Origin of the sequence: Bradyrhizobium sp. 142 (assembly GCF_023074015.1) — a bacterium.
GTDB lineage: Bacteria > Pseudomonadota > Alphaproteobacteria > Rhizobiales > Xanthobacteraceae > Bradyrhizobium.
Genome location: NZ_JADPKQ010000134.1, coordinates 1 through 14,312 on the forward strand (window position 1 = coordinate 1; position 14,312 = coordinate 14,312).

Annotated in this window: 14 protein-coding genes and 1 pseudogene; 7 read left to right on the forward strand and 8 right to left on the reverse strand. The window is 62.4% G+C overall.

All coding sequences use genetic code 11. The annotated features are described in order from the left end of the window. The first annotated feature begins 437 nt into the window (after positions 1–437). Together opgC and IVA82_RS13505 are read left to right on the forward strand one after the other, a co-directional pair. Positions 438–1,712 carry an OpgC domain-containing protein gene (gene opgC / locus IVA82_RS13500; protein WP_247389534.1) on the forward strand — a complete coding sequence of 425 codons (1,275 nt, stop codon included), beginning with the start codon at positions 438–440 and terminating at the stop codon, positions 1,710–1,712. Between the two features lie 144 nt (positions 1,713–1,856). Continuing rightward, entirely contained in the window at positions 1,857–2,075 is a 219-nt protein-coding gene (locus IVA82_RS13505) for a hypothetical protein (RefSeq protein WP_247389535.1), read from the forward strand. Positions 2,076–2,564: 489 nt separating this feature from the next. On the opposite strand, the gene IVA82_RS13510 is transcribed toward IVA82_RS13505, so the two are convergent. The 4 genes and pseudogenes from IVA82_RS13510 to IVA82_RS13525 form a co-directional block, all read right to left on the reverse strand. After that, a complete protein-coding gene (locus IVA82_RS13510; RefSeq protein ID WP_247389536.1) occupies positions 2,565–2,945 on the reverse strand; it encodes a hypothetical protein in 381 nt (126 codons plus the stop codon). Between the two features lie 184 nt (positions 2,946–3,129). Continuing rightward, the gene (locus IVA82_RS13515; RefSeq protein WP_247389537.1) at positions 3,130–4,917 is read right to left on the reverse strand and encodes a chloride channel protein; all 1,788 of its coding nucleotides are present in this window, start codon (positions 4,915–4,917) and stop codon (positions 3,130–3,132) included. Positions 4,918–4,925: 8 nt separating this feature from the next. Next, positions 4,926–5,579 carry an L-fuculose-phosphate aldolase gene (locus IVA82_RS13520; RefSeq protein ID WP_247389538.1) on the reverse strand — a complete coding sequence of 218 codons (654 nt, stop codon included), beginning with the start codon at positions 5,577–5,579 and terminating at the stop codon, positions 4,926–4,928. 184 nt (positions 5,580–5,763) lie between these two features. After that, positions 5,764–5,919: pseudogene (locus tag IVA82_RS13525) on the reverse strand (MarC family protein); the annotation flags it as partial. A gap of 145 nt (positions 5,920–6,064) precedes the next feature. Between IVA82_RS13525 and IVA82_RS13530 the strand changes: the two are divergent. From IVA82_RS13530 to IVA82_RS13545, 4 genes are all read left to right on the forward strand, one after another. After that, positions 6,065–6,631: a ferritin-like domain-containing protein gene (locus tag IVA82_RS13530; protein WP_247389540.1), complete on the forward strand. Its 567-nt coding sequence runs from the start codon at positions 6,065–6,067 to the stop codon at positions 6,629–6,631. 186 nt (positions 6,632–6,817) lie between these two features. Beyond that, the gene (locus tag IVA82_RS13535; RefSeq protein ID WP_247389541.1) at positions 6,818–7,201 is read left to right on the forward strand and encodes an Hsp20/alpha crystallin family protein; all 384 of its coding nucleotides are present in this window, start codon (positions 6,818–6,820) and stop codon (positions 7,199–7,201) included. A gap of 8 nt (positions 7,202–7,209) precedes the next feature. Then, complete coding sequence (gene lon, locus IVA82_RS13540; RefSeq protein ID WP_247389542.1) at positions 7,210–9,591, forward strand: endopeptidase La; 2,382 nt, start codon at positions 7,210–7,212, stop codon at positions 9,589–9,591. A 5-nt stretch (positions 9,592–9,596) separates the two neighbouring features. Next, the gene (locus tag IVA82_RS13545) at positions 9,597–9,752 is read left to right on the forward strand and encodes a hypothetical protein (RefSeq protein ID WP_247389543.1); all 156 of its coding nucleotides are present in this window, start codon (positions 9,597–9,599) and stop codon (positions 9,750–9,752) included. A gap of 70 nt (positions 9,753–9,822) precedes the next feature. On the opposite strand, the gene IVA82_RS13550 is transcribed toward IVA82_RS13545, so the two are convergent. The 3 genes from IVA82_RS13550 to IVA82_RS13560 form a co-directional block, all read right to left on the reverse strand. Further along, positions 9,823–10,125: an HU family DNA-binding protein gene (locus IVA82_RS13550; RefSeq protein ID WP_148738628.1), complete on the reverse strand. Its 303-nt coding sequence runs from the start codon at positions 10,123–10,125 to the stop codon at positions 9,823–9,825. 621 nt (positions 10,126–10,746) lie between these two features. After that, positions 10,747–12,210, reverse strand: a complete 1,464-nt coding sequence (locus tag IVA82_RS13555; protein ID WP_247389544.1) for a GH1 family beta-glucosidase — start codon at positions 12,208–12,210, stop codon at positions 10,747–10,749. A 147-nt stretch (positions 12,211–12,357) separates the two neighbouring features. Beyond that, positions 12,358–12,822, reverse strand: coding sequence for a cupin domain-containing protein (locus IVA82_RS13560; RefSeq protein WP_247389545.1), 465 nt, complete (start codon positions 12,820–12,822; stop codon positions 12,358–12,360). A gap of 763 nt (positions 12,823–13,585) precedes the next feature. Here IVA82_RS13560 and IVA82_RS13565 point away from each other — a divergent pair. Beyond that, positions 13,586–13,966, forward strand: coding sequence for a zonular occludens toxin domain-containing protein (locus IVA82_RS13565; RefSeq protein WP_247389546.1), 381 nt, complete (start codon positions 13,586–13,588; stop codon positions 13,964–13,966). 130 nt (positions 13,967–14,096) lie between these two features. On the opposite strand, the gene IVA82_RS13570 is transcribed toward IVA82_RS13565, so the two are convergent. Next, a partial coding sequence (locus tag IVA82_RS13570; protein ID WP_247389547.1) for a hypothetical protein occupies positions 14,097–14,312 on the reverse strand: 216 nt, incomplete at its 5' end.

Below are 14,312 nucleotides of genomic sequence, written 5' to 3' on the forward strand. Positions count from 1 at the left end.
TTGCGTTATCGTCGGGCCGCGACAATCATCCTCCCGCCGCGACCGCCAAAATGGCCATCCTGATTGTCGCTGGCTTCCCATCCAGATTGTCGCGCTACAGAGAGCTGTGCGGTACCTTGGTCATAGGACCAAGGTACCTCTCTGTGTGGACCTCCGGCTGATTTACAAGCTGTGCCGGTTGAGCGATGCTCTTCAACGACTAGCCTCACCACCGGGAAGGTTTTGCTAAGCGCCAGGTTCTATCAAGCGCCGCGATATGATTGTTGTCGCAATACCTGTCATTGTTGGGCTCCGCGTGAAGCAGCTCTAGACAGGGGCGTTGTTACAATCCCGCGGTGTGGCGCCTAGTTTTCTCAAGTTCTGTCTCTCTTGATCGTTGTTCCTCTTGAGTTGATCGTTCCTCTTGAAGCGTGCTCGCACGACGGACGGGGCAACCAGTGCATGATCGAACTGCCAACCCGAAGCCATTGGTCGGCGCGCTGCCGGAGCTGAAAGGCGACGGTCGCGATCTGCGCATTGATGCCTGCCGCGGCATCGCGCTCTGGTGCATCTTTCTCGACCATGTCCCCAACAACATCGGAAGTTGGCTGACGCTGCGCAACTACGGCTTCAGCGATGCCGCGGAAGTGTTCATGTTCATCTCGGGTGTGACCTGCGCACTGGCCTACAGCAAAATATGGCGTTGCAAAGGCTGGACCGGTGTGATCCATCGGACGCTGCGGCGAAGCTGGGATATTTATGCCGCATTTCTGCTGCTCACGCTCGCCTGCGCGATCCTGGTTTACCTCGCAGGCGGGGACCGTCTTGCTGACGAGAGCAATACGCGCATTCTGTTGGACCAGCCGGCCGCGACGCTCGTGCACGCGGCAATGCTGCAATACTGTCCGGTCAACACCGACGTGTTGCCGATCTTCGTGCTTCTTCATCTCTTGTTCGCGCCGTTGCTGTGGCTGCTGCTGCGACTGCCGAACGTGACGCTTGGCGCCTCGCTGGGCCTTTATGCCCTGGTGCATGTGTTCGGTTGGACCGTGCCGGCGTGGCCGAACGGCCATTGGGCTTTCAATCCGCTGGCTTGGCAGCTGCTTGTTGTACTTGGCGCGTGGTGGATGATCGAGGGCGAGAAAGTGCGGCTGTGGGTGACGTCACGCACGGCGCTTGTGCCTGCCGTTCTCTATCTGGTGTTCAGCCTCATCATCGCATTGAGCTGGAAGATTCAACCGCTGGACGCAATAGTTCCGCAGGCGCTGTTGAAGCTGCTTTATCCGATGGATAAATCGAATCTCGATCCATTGCGACTGCTGCATTTTGTTGCCCTAGCGGTTTTGGCCGTATGGCTCGTGCCTGCCAATCGGCGAGGGCTGACGACGGCGGTGATGCGCGGCGCGATTCTGTGTGGGAAGAACTCGTTGCCGATCTACTGCCTCGGCGTACTGCTTACGCTCGCGAGCCTCCTGGCGCTGTTCGATATCTCGGAGGGACCGACGATGCAGATCGCGCTCAGCGTTGTTGGCGTCCTCGTGATGATCGCGGCGGCGACGCTGCTGAACTTGATCAAGATCAAACCCGGGCAGCAGCCGCACGCGAAGCCCGCCGACCTGCCCGTCGAGCAGCCAACCAAGTTTGAGCTGGTATCAATCTCAAGACATCCAAGGCGCTCGGCGTTGACATTCCGCCCACGCTGCTCGCCTCGTGCCAACGAGGTGATCGAATAAAGGTCCTGTTTGCTCCGGTGCGCGAGTCCGGCTGCGGCGCTGATCCAGTGCCAGAAATCGCGCACGCCTTCGGGCCACCAGCGAAAAATGTGGGTCAGGATGCGAATTAGATCACAAGGGGGCCATCGTACGGGAGCCAAGGCCATGATTTCCCACCCCAGGACCCACAAGGGAGCGGTGCTGATCGCGGCGTACGTGATGTTTGCCTGCATAGCGGCATTACTGTCGGTCAACCTGACATCACCCACCAGCGCCGCGCTCGGCGCTGACTGGCAGTGCAGCCGGTTTGCGCTCGTATTCACGACCTGCACCCCGGTGCGTGCATACGAGCCCGTTTCCACTGGCGTGCGCAAGCGGACCTAGCTACTTTCCGGCGCAAAAATCGCGGTTCTGATGGGCGCGGTCAACCATGCAGACAATAAGAAGCCCCGGCGGGGGGCGGCGGGGCGATGTGAGGCCAAGATTGCGCTGGAAGTGGACTACCTTTGGAGTGACTGCTGTTCCATCACGCGACCGATGCTGATGAGGTTGTCGGCGACAACGCCGAGCCCGACCCAGCGCTTGATTCCGGCGCTGCCTTTGTAGCGGCAGCGAAATGTTGTCGAAGCGAACCTATCAGCGCCGTTCGTCCGCACGTGGCCACGGACTCACAGGGACTACCCGCCCTGCCCGCACCTCCCGTGCTCGACGCTGCCGCGTCCACCGCAAGCCCGGCTCGCGAAACGTGACGACGTACGATCGCCCCTCTTGGTGAGCCGGGATGGGCGACACATACGCCGTTTCCGAATTTCGGTAAAGCGGAATATTTTCGCACGAGGCGATTGACAGCGGCGCGACACAGCAAGGTGCCGCCTAATACGGCTGGTAATAGTAGCGCGGACCGCCGCCGTAATAGCCCGGCCCGCCGTAGTAAGAACCCGGGCCGTAATAATAGCGGTTCTCGTAGTACTCCTGGCGCCGGCTCTCCGCGATCGCGCTCCCGATCAGGCCCGCCGCCAAGCCCATGAAGGCAAGGCCGGCCGCGTTCGATCCGCGGCGATAGTGACGGCGCTTGGCCGCGCTGAAATCGGTGGCATCGGACGCGGTCTGGCCCGCGACGGCCGCCTTGGCCGGCGGCGCGCGCGTTGAAGCCGCAACCGACGGCGATGCGGAGGCTGCGATCAGGGCGAGGCTTGAGAACGCGGCCACTAGCGCGTTGCGGCAGGACGCGGAAATCATGGATCTGACACTCATTTGGTCTTCCTCGGTTCTCGCCCAAAGAGACACAAAGCAGGGAATTTTTAATGCACAAACCACTGAAATGGTTCCATGATCGCGGCATTCTGCCACGCTTTGAGCGGTTATGAACTGTGCCGTCAAATCCCAGCTTGCCCGATTCAACCTGAGCGCTCGGTGAACAAGCGCGCCACAGCGCCGTCTACGACAACGCTCCGAGCACGCCGCGCGTGGCCTTGTCGATCTCCTCGACATAACGGCGGCGGGCAAAGGTCTCGGTCAGGAAGCCGACCACCTTGCGACTGTCGGTGGAATCGACCACCGCAAGCATCTCGGCTTCCGCCTCGTCGAACACCGCCATCGCCGACTTCACGTTCATTTCCGGGATCAGCACGATGTCGGTGAGGCGCGCAAGCTCGATCACCTGGATCTCGTCGGCGATGGTGTCGAGGTCGCTGGAGAACAGGTCGGGCAGCATGACGAGACCGACATACTCGTCGGCATTGTTGACGATGACGATTCCGGGTCGCGATCCGAGCGCGAATTCGCGGCGAACCGCGGCGATCGTCGTGGTCGACGGCACCTTGCCGACATCCGAGCGCATCAGCCGTTCGACGGTCAGGCTGCGCAGCCAGCCGACGTCGTTGGCGCTGCGGATGGTCTCGCCGCGCAGATGCAGGCGCCAGGTCGAGAACGAATGGCCGAACATGAAGCGCACGCAGATCGAGGTGACGATGCAGCCGGCCAGCACCACCGCGGTGACGTCGACGTTGCGGGTCATCTCGAGCACGAGAAACGACATGGTCAGCGGGCCGCCGACGATGGCGACGCCGAGCGTCGCCATACCCGTCAGCATCGCGACCAGCGGATCGATCACGAAGTTCGGGCTGATGAGCAGAAGGACTGCGGCAAAGAACTTTCCGATCAGGCTGCCGACGAACAACGAGGCAAAAAACAAACCACCGCGGAAGCCCGACGCGAGCGAGATAAGGCAGGCTGTCAACTTCAAGGCGATTATGATTGCGATCAGGCCAACCGTCATGTCGTGAAACAGATCGAGCACCATGGCGCCGTGGCCCGCTGCGAGAACCTGCGGCGTGACGATGGCAAAACCACCGACGATGAGGCCGCCGATCGCCGGGCGCAGCCAGACCGGCAGCCAGGCGAACAGGCGCTCGAACGTCGAAGATGACCGCATCACAGCGATGCCGACGCCGCTGGTGACGAGTGCAAGGCCGATCAGCGCCAGATATTGTTCGACACCGACAGCGCTGACCTTCGGTACTTCGAGGGAGTATGGCGCGCCGCCGAGCCATTGCGCGGTCAGCGCGCCGGCGAGCGAGGCCGCCAGGATCGGCGCCGCGCTGCCGACCGAATAGACGCCGACGATCAGCTCGCAGGCGTAGAAGGCACCGGTGATCGGCGCACCGAACGCGGCTGCGATCGCAGCGGCAGCACCGCAGCCGACGATCAGGCGCAGGTCATTGCGGCGCAGATTGAAGAACCTGCCGAGCAGCGAGGCGATACCCGAGCCGATCTGAGTGTAGCCAGCCTCGAGGCCGACCGAGGCGCCGCAGCCGTTGGAGATCAGCGTCTGGCTCGACACCACCACGCTGTCGCGCATCGACAGATTGCCTCCGCGCAGCGCATTGGCCTCGATCGGGTCGACCGCGCTCGATAGTTTCAATCGCCGCCGCGACCATTCCATGATGCCAAGTGCCAGCCCGCCAAGCGCAGGCGCGATCAGCGCCGCCCAGGGGCTGACGCGGGCGTTGGCGGAGAGGCGGACGTCGACTGGAATGCCGTAGATCATCATATGAGCGATCTGCGCGATCTCGGCCATCAGCGTCACGATGGCGCCGGCTAGCGTACCGATCACGAGCGCGAGCGGGATCAGGTAGAACTCGTTGCTGCGCAGGAGCGCGCGCAGGCGAACCATGAGGCGGTTCGATCGCTTGCGATCGACGATATGTTTGATCCGCACGAACACCGTCTGCCCTACTCGTCCGACATGCCGTAGCTGGCCATGCGCTGGCGGACCCGCTCGATCTCGGCACTCGACAGCAGCGGCGGTTGTCCAATCTGGAGGCAACCGTGATATTGCCGCGCCAGCGTCTCGACCTCGACGGCGAGCCACATCGCCTTGTCCAGCGTCTTGCCGATCGCGATCATGCCGTGGTGGTCGAGCAGACAGGCGAGCCGCCCCTCCAGCGCCCGCACCGCATGCTCGGACAGCTCCACGGTTCCGAAGGTGGCATAGGGGGCGCAGCGAATGCTGTCGCCGCCGGCAGCCGCGATCATGTAGTGCACCGGCGGGATCTCCATCCCCATGATCGCCAGGATCGTCGAATAGGTCGGATGGGCATGCACGACGGCGTTGACGTCATCGCGCGACTTCAGGATGTCGCGATGAAAGCGCCATTCGCTGGACGGCTTCTGGCTGGGGGAATGCGAGCCGTCCATCGCCATGAACACGATCTGGTCGGGCGTCATGGCCTCGTAGGGCACGCTAGTCGGCGTGAGCAGGAGACCATCCTGGTGCCGGACGCTGATATTGCCCGAGGTGCCCTGGTTGATGCCGAGCGCATTCATGCGGAGGCAGGCGTCGATAATGGCCTGTCTCTTGTCGAGCTCGTCCGCTGTCATCGACATCTCGATTTCATTTCGACTTCTTGGCGATGGGCGCTTGTTAGAAGGGGAGTACGTCAAAGCAATATGGCAGCGCAAGAGAAAGCGGCCCGGATCGCACGCCATCGCGGCGGCCCGCTCACGGCACCATGAAATGATCATTAAGATCAACGAATTAACAGATTGCCCCAGCCCTATGACAAACTCGCGCGATCACCACCAGGATCGACGCCGCGATCGCGCGCAATGCAATGGTCCGCTTGATCGTGTCGGGCATGCCGCCGGTCGCGGCGAGGAAAGCAGGCGCAGGGCCGACGGGATCAATCACCAGCACCAGCGTGGCGGACAGGGCGAAGTCGAGCATGTGGGTGCGTCTTTCGCGCGCGGATGCAGCCGCATCCATAACGGCTCATAACAGCCTTCGCGAGGAACATTTGTCCTCGCAGAATCTTGATCGGGCGAGGATTGAGGGAAGGGATGCCTTCCTTGTCGCCTCAAGAGGAGGATTTATGGCTAAACGAGCGAAGAAGCGCACCACCAGGAAGAGTACGGCGCGCCGCCCGCGTCAGGCACCGAAGATGCTGAGCGACCTGTTCCTGGACACGCTGAAGGACATCTATTTCGCCGAGAACAAGATCATCAGGACCCTGCCAAAGATGGCCAAGGCCGCAAACTCGAAGGAGCTCGCGGCGGCCTTCAACAAGCATCTGCGCGAGACGCAGGGCCAGGTCAAACGGCTGGATCAGATCTTCAAGATGCTGGGCAAGCCCGCACGCGGCAAGCAGTGCGAAGGGATCAACGGCATCACCGACGAGGGCGCCGGGATCATGAAGGAGTTCAAGAACGCCCCAGCCCTCGACGCCGGCCTGCTCGCCGCGGCGCAAGCCGTCGAGCACTACGAGATCTCCCGCTACGGCACGTTGCGCACCTGGGCCGAGGAGCTCGGCATGCAGGACGCCGCAAGGCTGCTCCAGGCAACGCTGGACGAGGAAGAAGCGACCGATCACGCCCTGACCGAGCTCGCCACCTCCGTAATCAACCTCGAGGCGGAACAGGAACACCGCGAAGCGGCTTGAGCCACGGGCCCGGCCGACCTGTTACCGACGGCGCCGCGGAATAAATCTGTGGCGCCGAAACGTCTGAGCGCAAGAACGCCTCCGGCCCAAGGGGCCAGCTATGCTGCGAACGCGCGCTGCTGGATTTCCGGGGAACCATCCCCATATGATTTTTCTCCAATCGCAGCGCCTTCCCCCGAGTTTGCCATGCAACCCAAAAATCCCCTCGACTGGATGCTGTCCGAAGCCCTGGATTCGCTGACCCGCGCCGACCGGCTGCGCCAGCAATTCGGCCGACAGGAAGCCTGCTGGGAACCCCCGATCGACGTGCTCGAAACCGAGCAAGAGCTGTTGATCCTGGTGGCGCTTCCCGGCGTCAGTCCCGACAATGTCGAGACGGTAATCCATGACGGCGTGCTCGTCATCTCCGGCCAGCGCACGCTTCCGCCCGAGCTTCGCAACGCCCGCATTCATCGGCTCGAGTTGCCGCAGGGCCGCTTCGAGCGACGCATCGCGCTCCCCCTCGGCCGCTACGCCATCAGCCGCTTCGCGATGGACGGCTGCGTCGCACTGCGCCTCGCCAAATCCTGAGGTCGATCATGGCCACCGAACAGATGAAGACGACTCAAGACAGTTCCGGCATGAAGATCCCCGACGACGCCCTGATCATTGTCCCCGTTCGCGACATGGTGCTGTTTCCCGGCGCCATCGCGCCGATCGCGATCGCGCGACCGAAGTCGATCGCCGCCGCGCAGCAGGCGCTGCGCGAACAGCGGCCGATCGGCATCGTCCTGCAACGCCGCCGCGAGACCGACGAACCCGGGCCGGACGACCTCTACCGGGTCGCGACCATCGCCAACATCGTGCGCTACATCACCGCGCCCGACGGCAGCCATCACATCGTCTGCCAGGGCGTGCAGCGTGCCCGCATCCTCGACTTCCTGCCGGGCACGCCGTTCCCGGCCGCGCGGATCCAGCAGATTCCGGAGCCCACCACGACCTCGCCGCAGATCGAGGCCCGTGCGCTGAACCTGCAGCGTCAGGCCATCGAGGCGATCGAGCTGTTGCCGCAGGCGCCCCCCGAGCTGGCCGCGATGTTCCAGAACACCAGCGCGCCCGGCGCCCTGGCTGATCTGGCGACCTCGTTCATGGACATCAAGCCGCAAGACAAGCAAGAGGTGCTGGAGACCATCGACCTCGTCTTGCGCGTCGAGAAGGTCTCGAAGCACCTGGCCGAGCGGCTGGAGGTACTGCGCATCAGCAATGAGATCGGCCAGCAGACGCGTGCCAGCTTCGACGAGCGGCAGCGCGAGGCGATCCTGCGCGAGCAGATGGCGACCATCCAGCGCCAGCTCGGCGAAGGCGACGGCAAGGCGGCCGAGGTCGCCGAGCTGACCGCGGCTATCGCCAAGGCCAATATGCCGCCGGAGGCGGACGCGCAGGCCAAGAAGGAGCTGCGCCGCTACGAGCGCATGCCCGAGGCCGCCGGCGAAGCCGGCATGGTCCGCACCTACCTGGACTGGCTGATCGAGCTACCCTGGGTGCTGCCCGAGGAGAAGCCGATCGACATCAAGGAAGCGCGGCGCATCCTCGACGCCGACCATTTCGGCCTGGAGAAGATCAAGAGCCGCATCATTGAATATCTGGCGGTGCGCAAGCTGGCACCGCAGGGCAAGGCCCCGATCCTGTGCTTCGTCGGCCCGCCCGGTGTCGGCAAGACCTCGCTGGGACAATCCATCGCGCGTGCAATGGATCGCCCCTTCGTGCGCGTCAGCCTGGGCGGCGTGCACGACGAGGCCGAGATCCGCGGTCACCGCCGCACCTATATCGGCGCGCTGCCCGGCAACATCATCCAGGGCATCAAGAAGGCCGGTAGCCGCAACTGCGTGATGATGCTGGACGAGATCGACAAGATGGGACGCGGCGTGCAGGGCGATCCTTCCGCTGCGATGCTGGAAGTGCTCGACCCCGAGCAAAATGGGACGTTCCGGGACAATTACCTAGGCGTGCCCTTCGACCTGTCGCGCGTGGTGTTCATCACGACCGCAAACATGCTGGACCAGATTCCGGGTCCGCTGCTGGACCGCATGGAGGTGATCAGCCTCGCCGGCTACACCGAGGACGAGAAGCTGGAGATCGCGCGGCGCTATCTGGTGCGGCGGCAGCTCGAGGCCAATGGTCTGACGGCAGACCAAGCCGAGATCGAACCGGAGGCGCTGAAGCTGGTCGTCAAGGGCTATACGCGTGAAGCCGGCGTGCGCAACCTGGAACGCGAGATCGGCAAGCTGTTCCGGCATGCCGCCGTGCAGGTCGCCGAGGGCACGGCTGCGAAGGTCGTGGTCGGCCCGAAGGACATCGCCACCGTGCTCGGCCAGCCGCGCTTTGAGGGCGAGATTGCGCAGCGCACCAGCGTTCCGGGCGTCGCCACTGGCCTGGCCTGGACACCGGTCGGCGGTGACATCCTATTCATCGAGGCCTCGCGCGTCCCCGGCAAAGGCGGGATGATCCTGACCGGTCAGCTCGGCGACGTCATGCGCGAGAGCGTGCAGGCTGCGATGACGCTAGTGAAGAGCAGAGCCTCGCAGCTTGGCATCGACCCCTCGTTGTTCGAGAAGAGCGACATCCACGTTCACGTCCCCGCGGGTGCGACGCCGAAGGACGGGCCGAGCGCGGGGGTGGCGATGTTCACGGCGCTGACGTCGCTGCTCACCAATCGCACCGTGCGCAGCGATACCGCGATGACCGGCGAGATCTCGCTGCGCGGGCTGGTGCTGCCGGTCGGCGGCATCAAGGAGAAGGTGGTGGCGGCCGCGGCCGCAGGAGTGAAGCGGGTGATGCTGCCGGCGCGCAACAAGCGAGATTACGACGACATCCCGCAGAGCGCGCGGGACAACCTCGAATTCATCTGGCTCGAGCGCGTCGATGAAGCCATCGCCGCAGTGCTCGAACCCGCCGAGGCCAAGGTCCAGGCGGCGGAGTAAAGGCAATGAAAAAACTGCTGGAAAGAGCGAAGAAATCCCGGAATGCGCAACGTCTGCGCCGATTGCTCGACCGCGCACTCGACCAGGTCCGCGACGCGCTGGCGGCACCCGAGCCGCGGCTTCAGCCGATACCGGTGCGGGTGAAGCGCCGCAAGGGCTGATCCCCTCCGTCTCAGCCCTCGCGGTCACCCAACACAAAAGGCCCCCTCGTGCGAGGGGGCCTTTGCTTGATCAGGACACGGCGTCCTTGGCGGCCTTGACCGGGCGGGCGCGGACGATCTTCCGGGCCGGCTTGGCCTTGAACATCATCTCTTCACCCGTGAACGGGTTGGTGCCCTTGCGCGCCTTGGTCGCGGGCTTCTTGATGACCACGAACTTGGCGAAGCCCGGCACCAGGAAGAGGCCGTTCTTCTTGAGCTCCTTGTGGCCGACATCGGTCAGCGTCTCCATGACGCTCTTGACGTCGCGCTTGGAAAGCTCGGTGGCGGTCGCAATCTTTTCGATCAGCTGCGATTTGGACATTTGGGTTGGCATCGTGTCTCCTCTGATTCGTTGCCGGTTGCATACTAGACCAACCGTTGAAGGCACTAGAGCCTTCTGCACAGTTTTGTCGCGGTTTTACGGGCTTTTCTGGCCTCCTGTGGCAAAAAACCCTGCATTTTAGCCACTTCCTGAGCAGAAGCGGCCTGGGGCAGCGATTTTTGCCTTGTTTCAAAGGCCCGCAAGCCGCTTGCTAAAGCTGATTCGATGCTTTCGACAAGCGATGACCGGCCCCTTTGTGCGAGTCAGGTCGCGATTCACCCTGGAAAATAAGGGCTGGATCGCACCTTAGCCGCTTTCCGTCCCCCGTTCTGAAGGCGGGGTGATCGTATATGGGCTGATGTTGTTGTGGCCGATCCTTCGAGACGCCCGCCTTGAGGCGGGCCCTCAGGATGAGGACTGAGTCGCCGGTAGCCGTTTCAAAGGGCGCCGATGCCGCTTAGCCTCATCCTGAGGAGACCGCGGAGCGGTCGTCTCGAAGGACGAGCGCGCGCTCAGGCCAGCCCAAAAGGCAAATGCGATCGCCCTGGTTCTGACGGGGAGAGGCGAAGAGGAGGTTCGCTAGCTAGACGCGCTCGAGGCCGCGCCTGAGGTCGCGGCGCAAGCGGGGACGCGCTACACCCCCGCCGCGTTCTTTGCGATCACGTTGCGATAGAAGCTGGCGCTGAGTTTCGGGGTGCGGACCTGGGTGTCGAAATTGACGTGGTAGAGGCCGAAACGCTTGCCCAGCCCGAACACCCACTCAAAATTGTCCATCAGGCTCCAGAGGAAATAGCCGCGCACCGGCACGCCCTCCTCCGTCGCGCGCTGGAGCTGCGCGAGATAATTGCGCAGGTACATGATGCGGTCGGTGTCGTAGATCTTGCCGTCGGGCGTGACGTTGTCCTCACCGGAGGTGCCGTTCTCGCTGATATAGATCGCGTCCGTCTTCCAGATCTTTGCGGCCAGCTTCGGCACCCAATAGAGCGTCTCGGGGCCGACGCGCAGCCAGTCCGCATTCATGTGTGGGAACGATTTCGGGATCGGCAGCGGCATGAAACCCGCGCCCTGGTCGGAGGCCACGACGTAGTTCTGCGGCGCGTAGATGTTGAGGCCGAGGAAATCGACCGGCGAGGAGATGATCTTCAATTCCGCGTCGGTGTATTTCGGCGCATCACGCCCGGCGAATTGCAGGAAGGCGTCGGTGTAGCGGCCTTCCATGATGACGTTGAGATAGCCGGCGTTCATCTCGCGCAGAGCGATCTCGGCGGCACGGACGTTCTCGGGCGTGTCGATGGCGGGCGCGCAGGCATCGATGTTCTCGGCCGGCCCCACCTTCGTGCCGCGGCGGCCATGGGCGCGGACCGCCTGCACCGCGAGTCCATGCGCAAGCGCGCTGTTGTGCCTGATCTGGTTGACCTCGGCGCGCGGCAGCGTCAGGCCCGGCGCGTCGATGCCGATGCCGTAACCGAAATAGACGAAGCGTCCGCTCTCGTTCAGCGTGAACACGTTCTTGACGCGATCGGTCAGATGTTCGGCGACATAGGCCGCGTAGTCGCCAAAGATCTTGCAGGTCTCGGTCGAGCGCCAGCCGCCAAAGCGGTCCTGGAGCGATTGCGGCAGGTCCCAATGATAGAGCGTCAGCCACGGCTCGATGCCGTTCTTCAGGAGCTCGTCGACCAGGCGATTGTAGAAATCGAGCCCCTTCGGATTCGGCTTGCCGTCGCCGTCCGGAAACACCCGCGGCCAGGCGACCGAGAAGCGATAGGCCTTGCAGTCGAGGTCGCGGATGAGCGCGATGTCATCCTTGTAGCGGTGATAGTGCTCGTTGGCGCGATCGCCTGTGGTGCCGTCCTCGATCTTGCCGGGGATGCGGACAAACTTATCCCAGATGGAGATTCCTCGCCCGTCCTCGTTGACCGCGCCCTCGACCTGATAGGACGACGTCGCCGTGCCCCAGACAAAACCGGCAGGAAAGGCGCTGGCGCTGCGCGGCGCCGCCGCCGGCTTGGCGTCCGCCATTTCGAGGGGGCTGGCTATCCCGGCGGCGGACAATCCCGCGATTTTCGCGAACTGGCGACGCGAGACCTTGTCCGACATTGATGCTGCTCCAGATGGGATAGTTGCCGGCACAATGGCGGGTCAGAAGCCGTTTGAAAAGCGGGGTCGTTGGAACTGCGGATGCAGAATTGCAAGTCGCGGTACGCCGCTCTTTCTCTGCCCTTGTGGATGAGGCTGCGGCGCCGGTCATCTATACTCGGTGCCATATTTGCGAGCGATCTGGTTGACCTGCTCTCGGCTCAGCTGCTTTGGCGGCAGGCCGGGCGGACTGCAGGTTTCGCGGAAAAACGCATCCAGGCCGGTGGGCGTGACAATCCAAAGCAGCAGCAGCTCACTGTCCGGGTTCGCGAACCCGTGCCACGAATTCTTCGGGATGAATATCGTCCCACCCTTCTCGAACGGGTGATGTACGTCGTTCAATATGAACGTTCCGCTTCCATCCAGAACGTAAAAAGCTTCGTCCGTGTCAAAGTGTCTGTGGATCGGAATGCCGGCGCCTGTGGGTACCTGCTGGGTGCCGCAGGCCATTTTGTTGGAACCTTTGACGGGATCAACCTTGATGAAAATATTGCCGGGATTGCGGTAGTGAACGAGATGTTCGCCCTCGGCTGCGCCCAGCACGTATCCTTGCGCTTTGGTCTGAGCTTCCACTTCACTCTCCGTAACGTGTGAGCGATGCCAACAAAGCCGACATGACACGGATTCAACCGATCTACGGCTAAGCCGCCATAGCCGATTGATCGCGCCGTGTTAAGCAGGCTGCACAAAGCTAAACGCCAATCACAGCGCCCGTGACGTAGGTCACTGAAGGTTCAAAGCAATTGCGGCATCTCTGCATCGTGGCCGCAACCGGCAGCCCGAAATAGGAGGACGTCAAATGAAAACCGCTCGCCTTGCTCTGTTCGCTGCCCTCATTGGGTTCGGCTCTCTACTCGGATCCGCCCACTATTCGCCTGCTGCAGCAGACTCACAATATGCTTGGATGGGAAACAAGCCATACATGGCCTGTCTAAAATACGTGGGGGCCTTCGGTTCTGACTACCCGAACCGAAACAGGAACATTGAAACCTGCAAGCAAAACTACCTTCCCGGCGGCCGCTGAGGTGACTGTCACAACGGTTTGCTGCCAGCATCCGCCGCTGGGTGCGTGAAGTCCGCACCCAGCATCCATACTAGCTTACGCTCGCGATTGAAGCGTTCCAACCAAAAAGGGGCAGTTATGCTCAAGACCGAACTCACTCTTGAAGCTCTTGCATCGCTGATCCAGCGGCAGGACGGAAGGCTCAAGGCTATCAGGTAGAGCGTTCTCGCGGCTACAATTATGGCGGCTGGGTCGATACTTGCATCACAACGGCCCTCGGCCCTTAGCGCCAATACCGTCAAAGCTAAGGCCTTGTCCGTGGAAACGATAGTCTTGCGCAATAACACCGGCAAGATAGTAGCGCTCATTTCATCCACCTCCGACGGAACGCCGGATATCTCGTTGTTCGATAGCCGGGAGAAGGTGCGTCTCAGTATCGGATTTCGCCTGGATGGCGCACCTTCAGTGTCGCTGTTGGATACGGAGCAAGGCTCTCGGGCAGTGCTATCTCTCAATGATCATCAGGATGCGTCCTTGACTATGTTCAATGCTGCAAAACTTCCCCTTGCCGCGCTCTCTGTCTATGCCGGCACCTCAGGCCACATGGTCCTTTATGGGCCCGGCGGCGGTCTGAACCTCTCCGCGTCCGATGGTGGTGTGCGGTGGAATCCCGTCAACGGAGCCGCCATTCAGAAAATTCCAAACGAGAAATGACCTGTTGAAGACTTAAGTGGAATTTACGATCGCGCTCACATCGCCTTCCGCCAAAGGTCTAATCCGATCCGAGGTTGGCCTGCGACAGGCGACGTAGCGCTCGATTGCAAAGGCGGTCGCCGTGCCGGCATCAATAAACGCCTATCAGCTTCAGCCCTGCGACGATCGGCACGCAGCCAAGAGCCTTCAGTATCATGCCCGGATGCCATCGGATGCCGAACATCGTTCCCACAACTGCACCTAGACCGTAACCGGTATGAGCTCCCACGTCTGCGGTGATCAGCGGGCGCGAGCGTAGCGGATCGGCATCCAGTATTGGCGCATGGCCTCGACGGCCGCTGGAAGA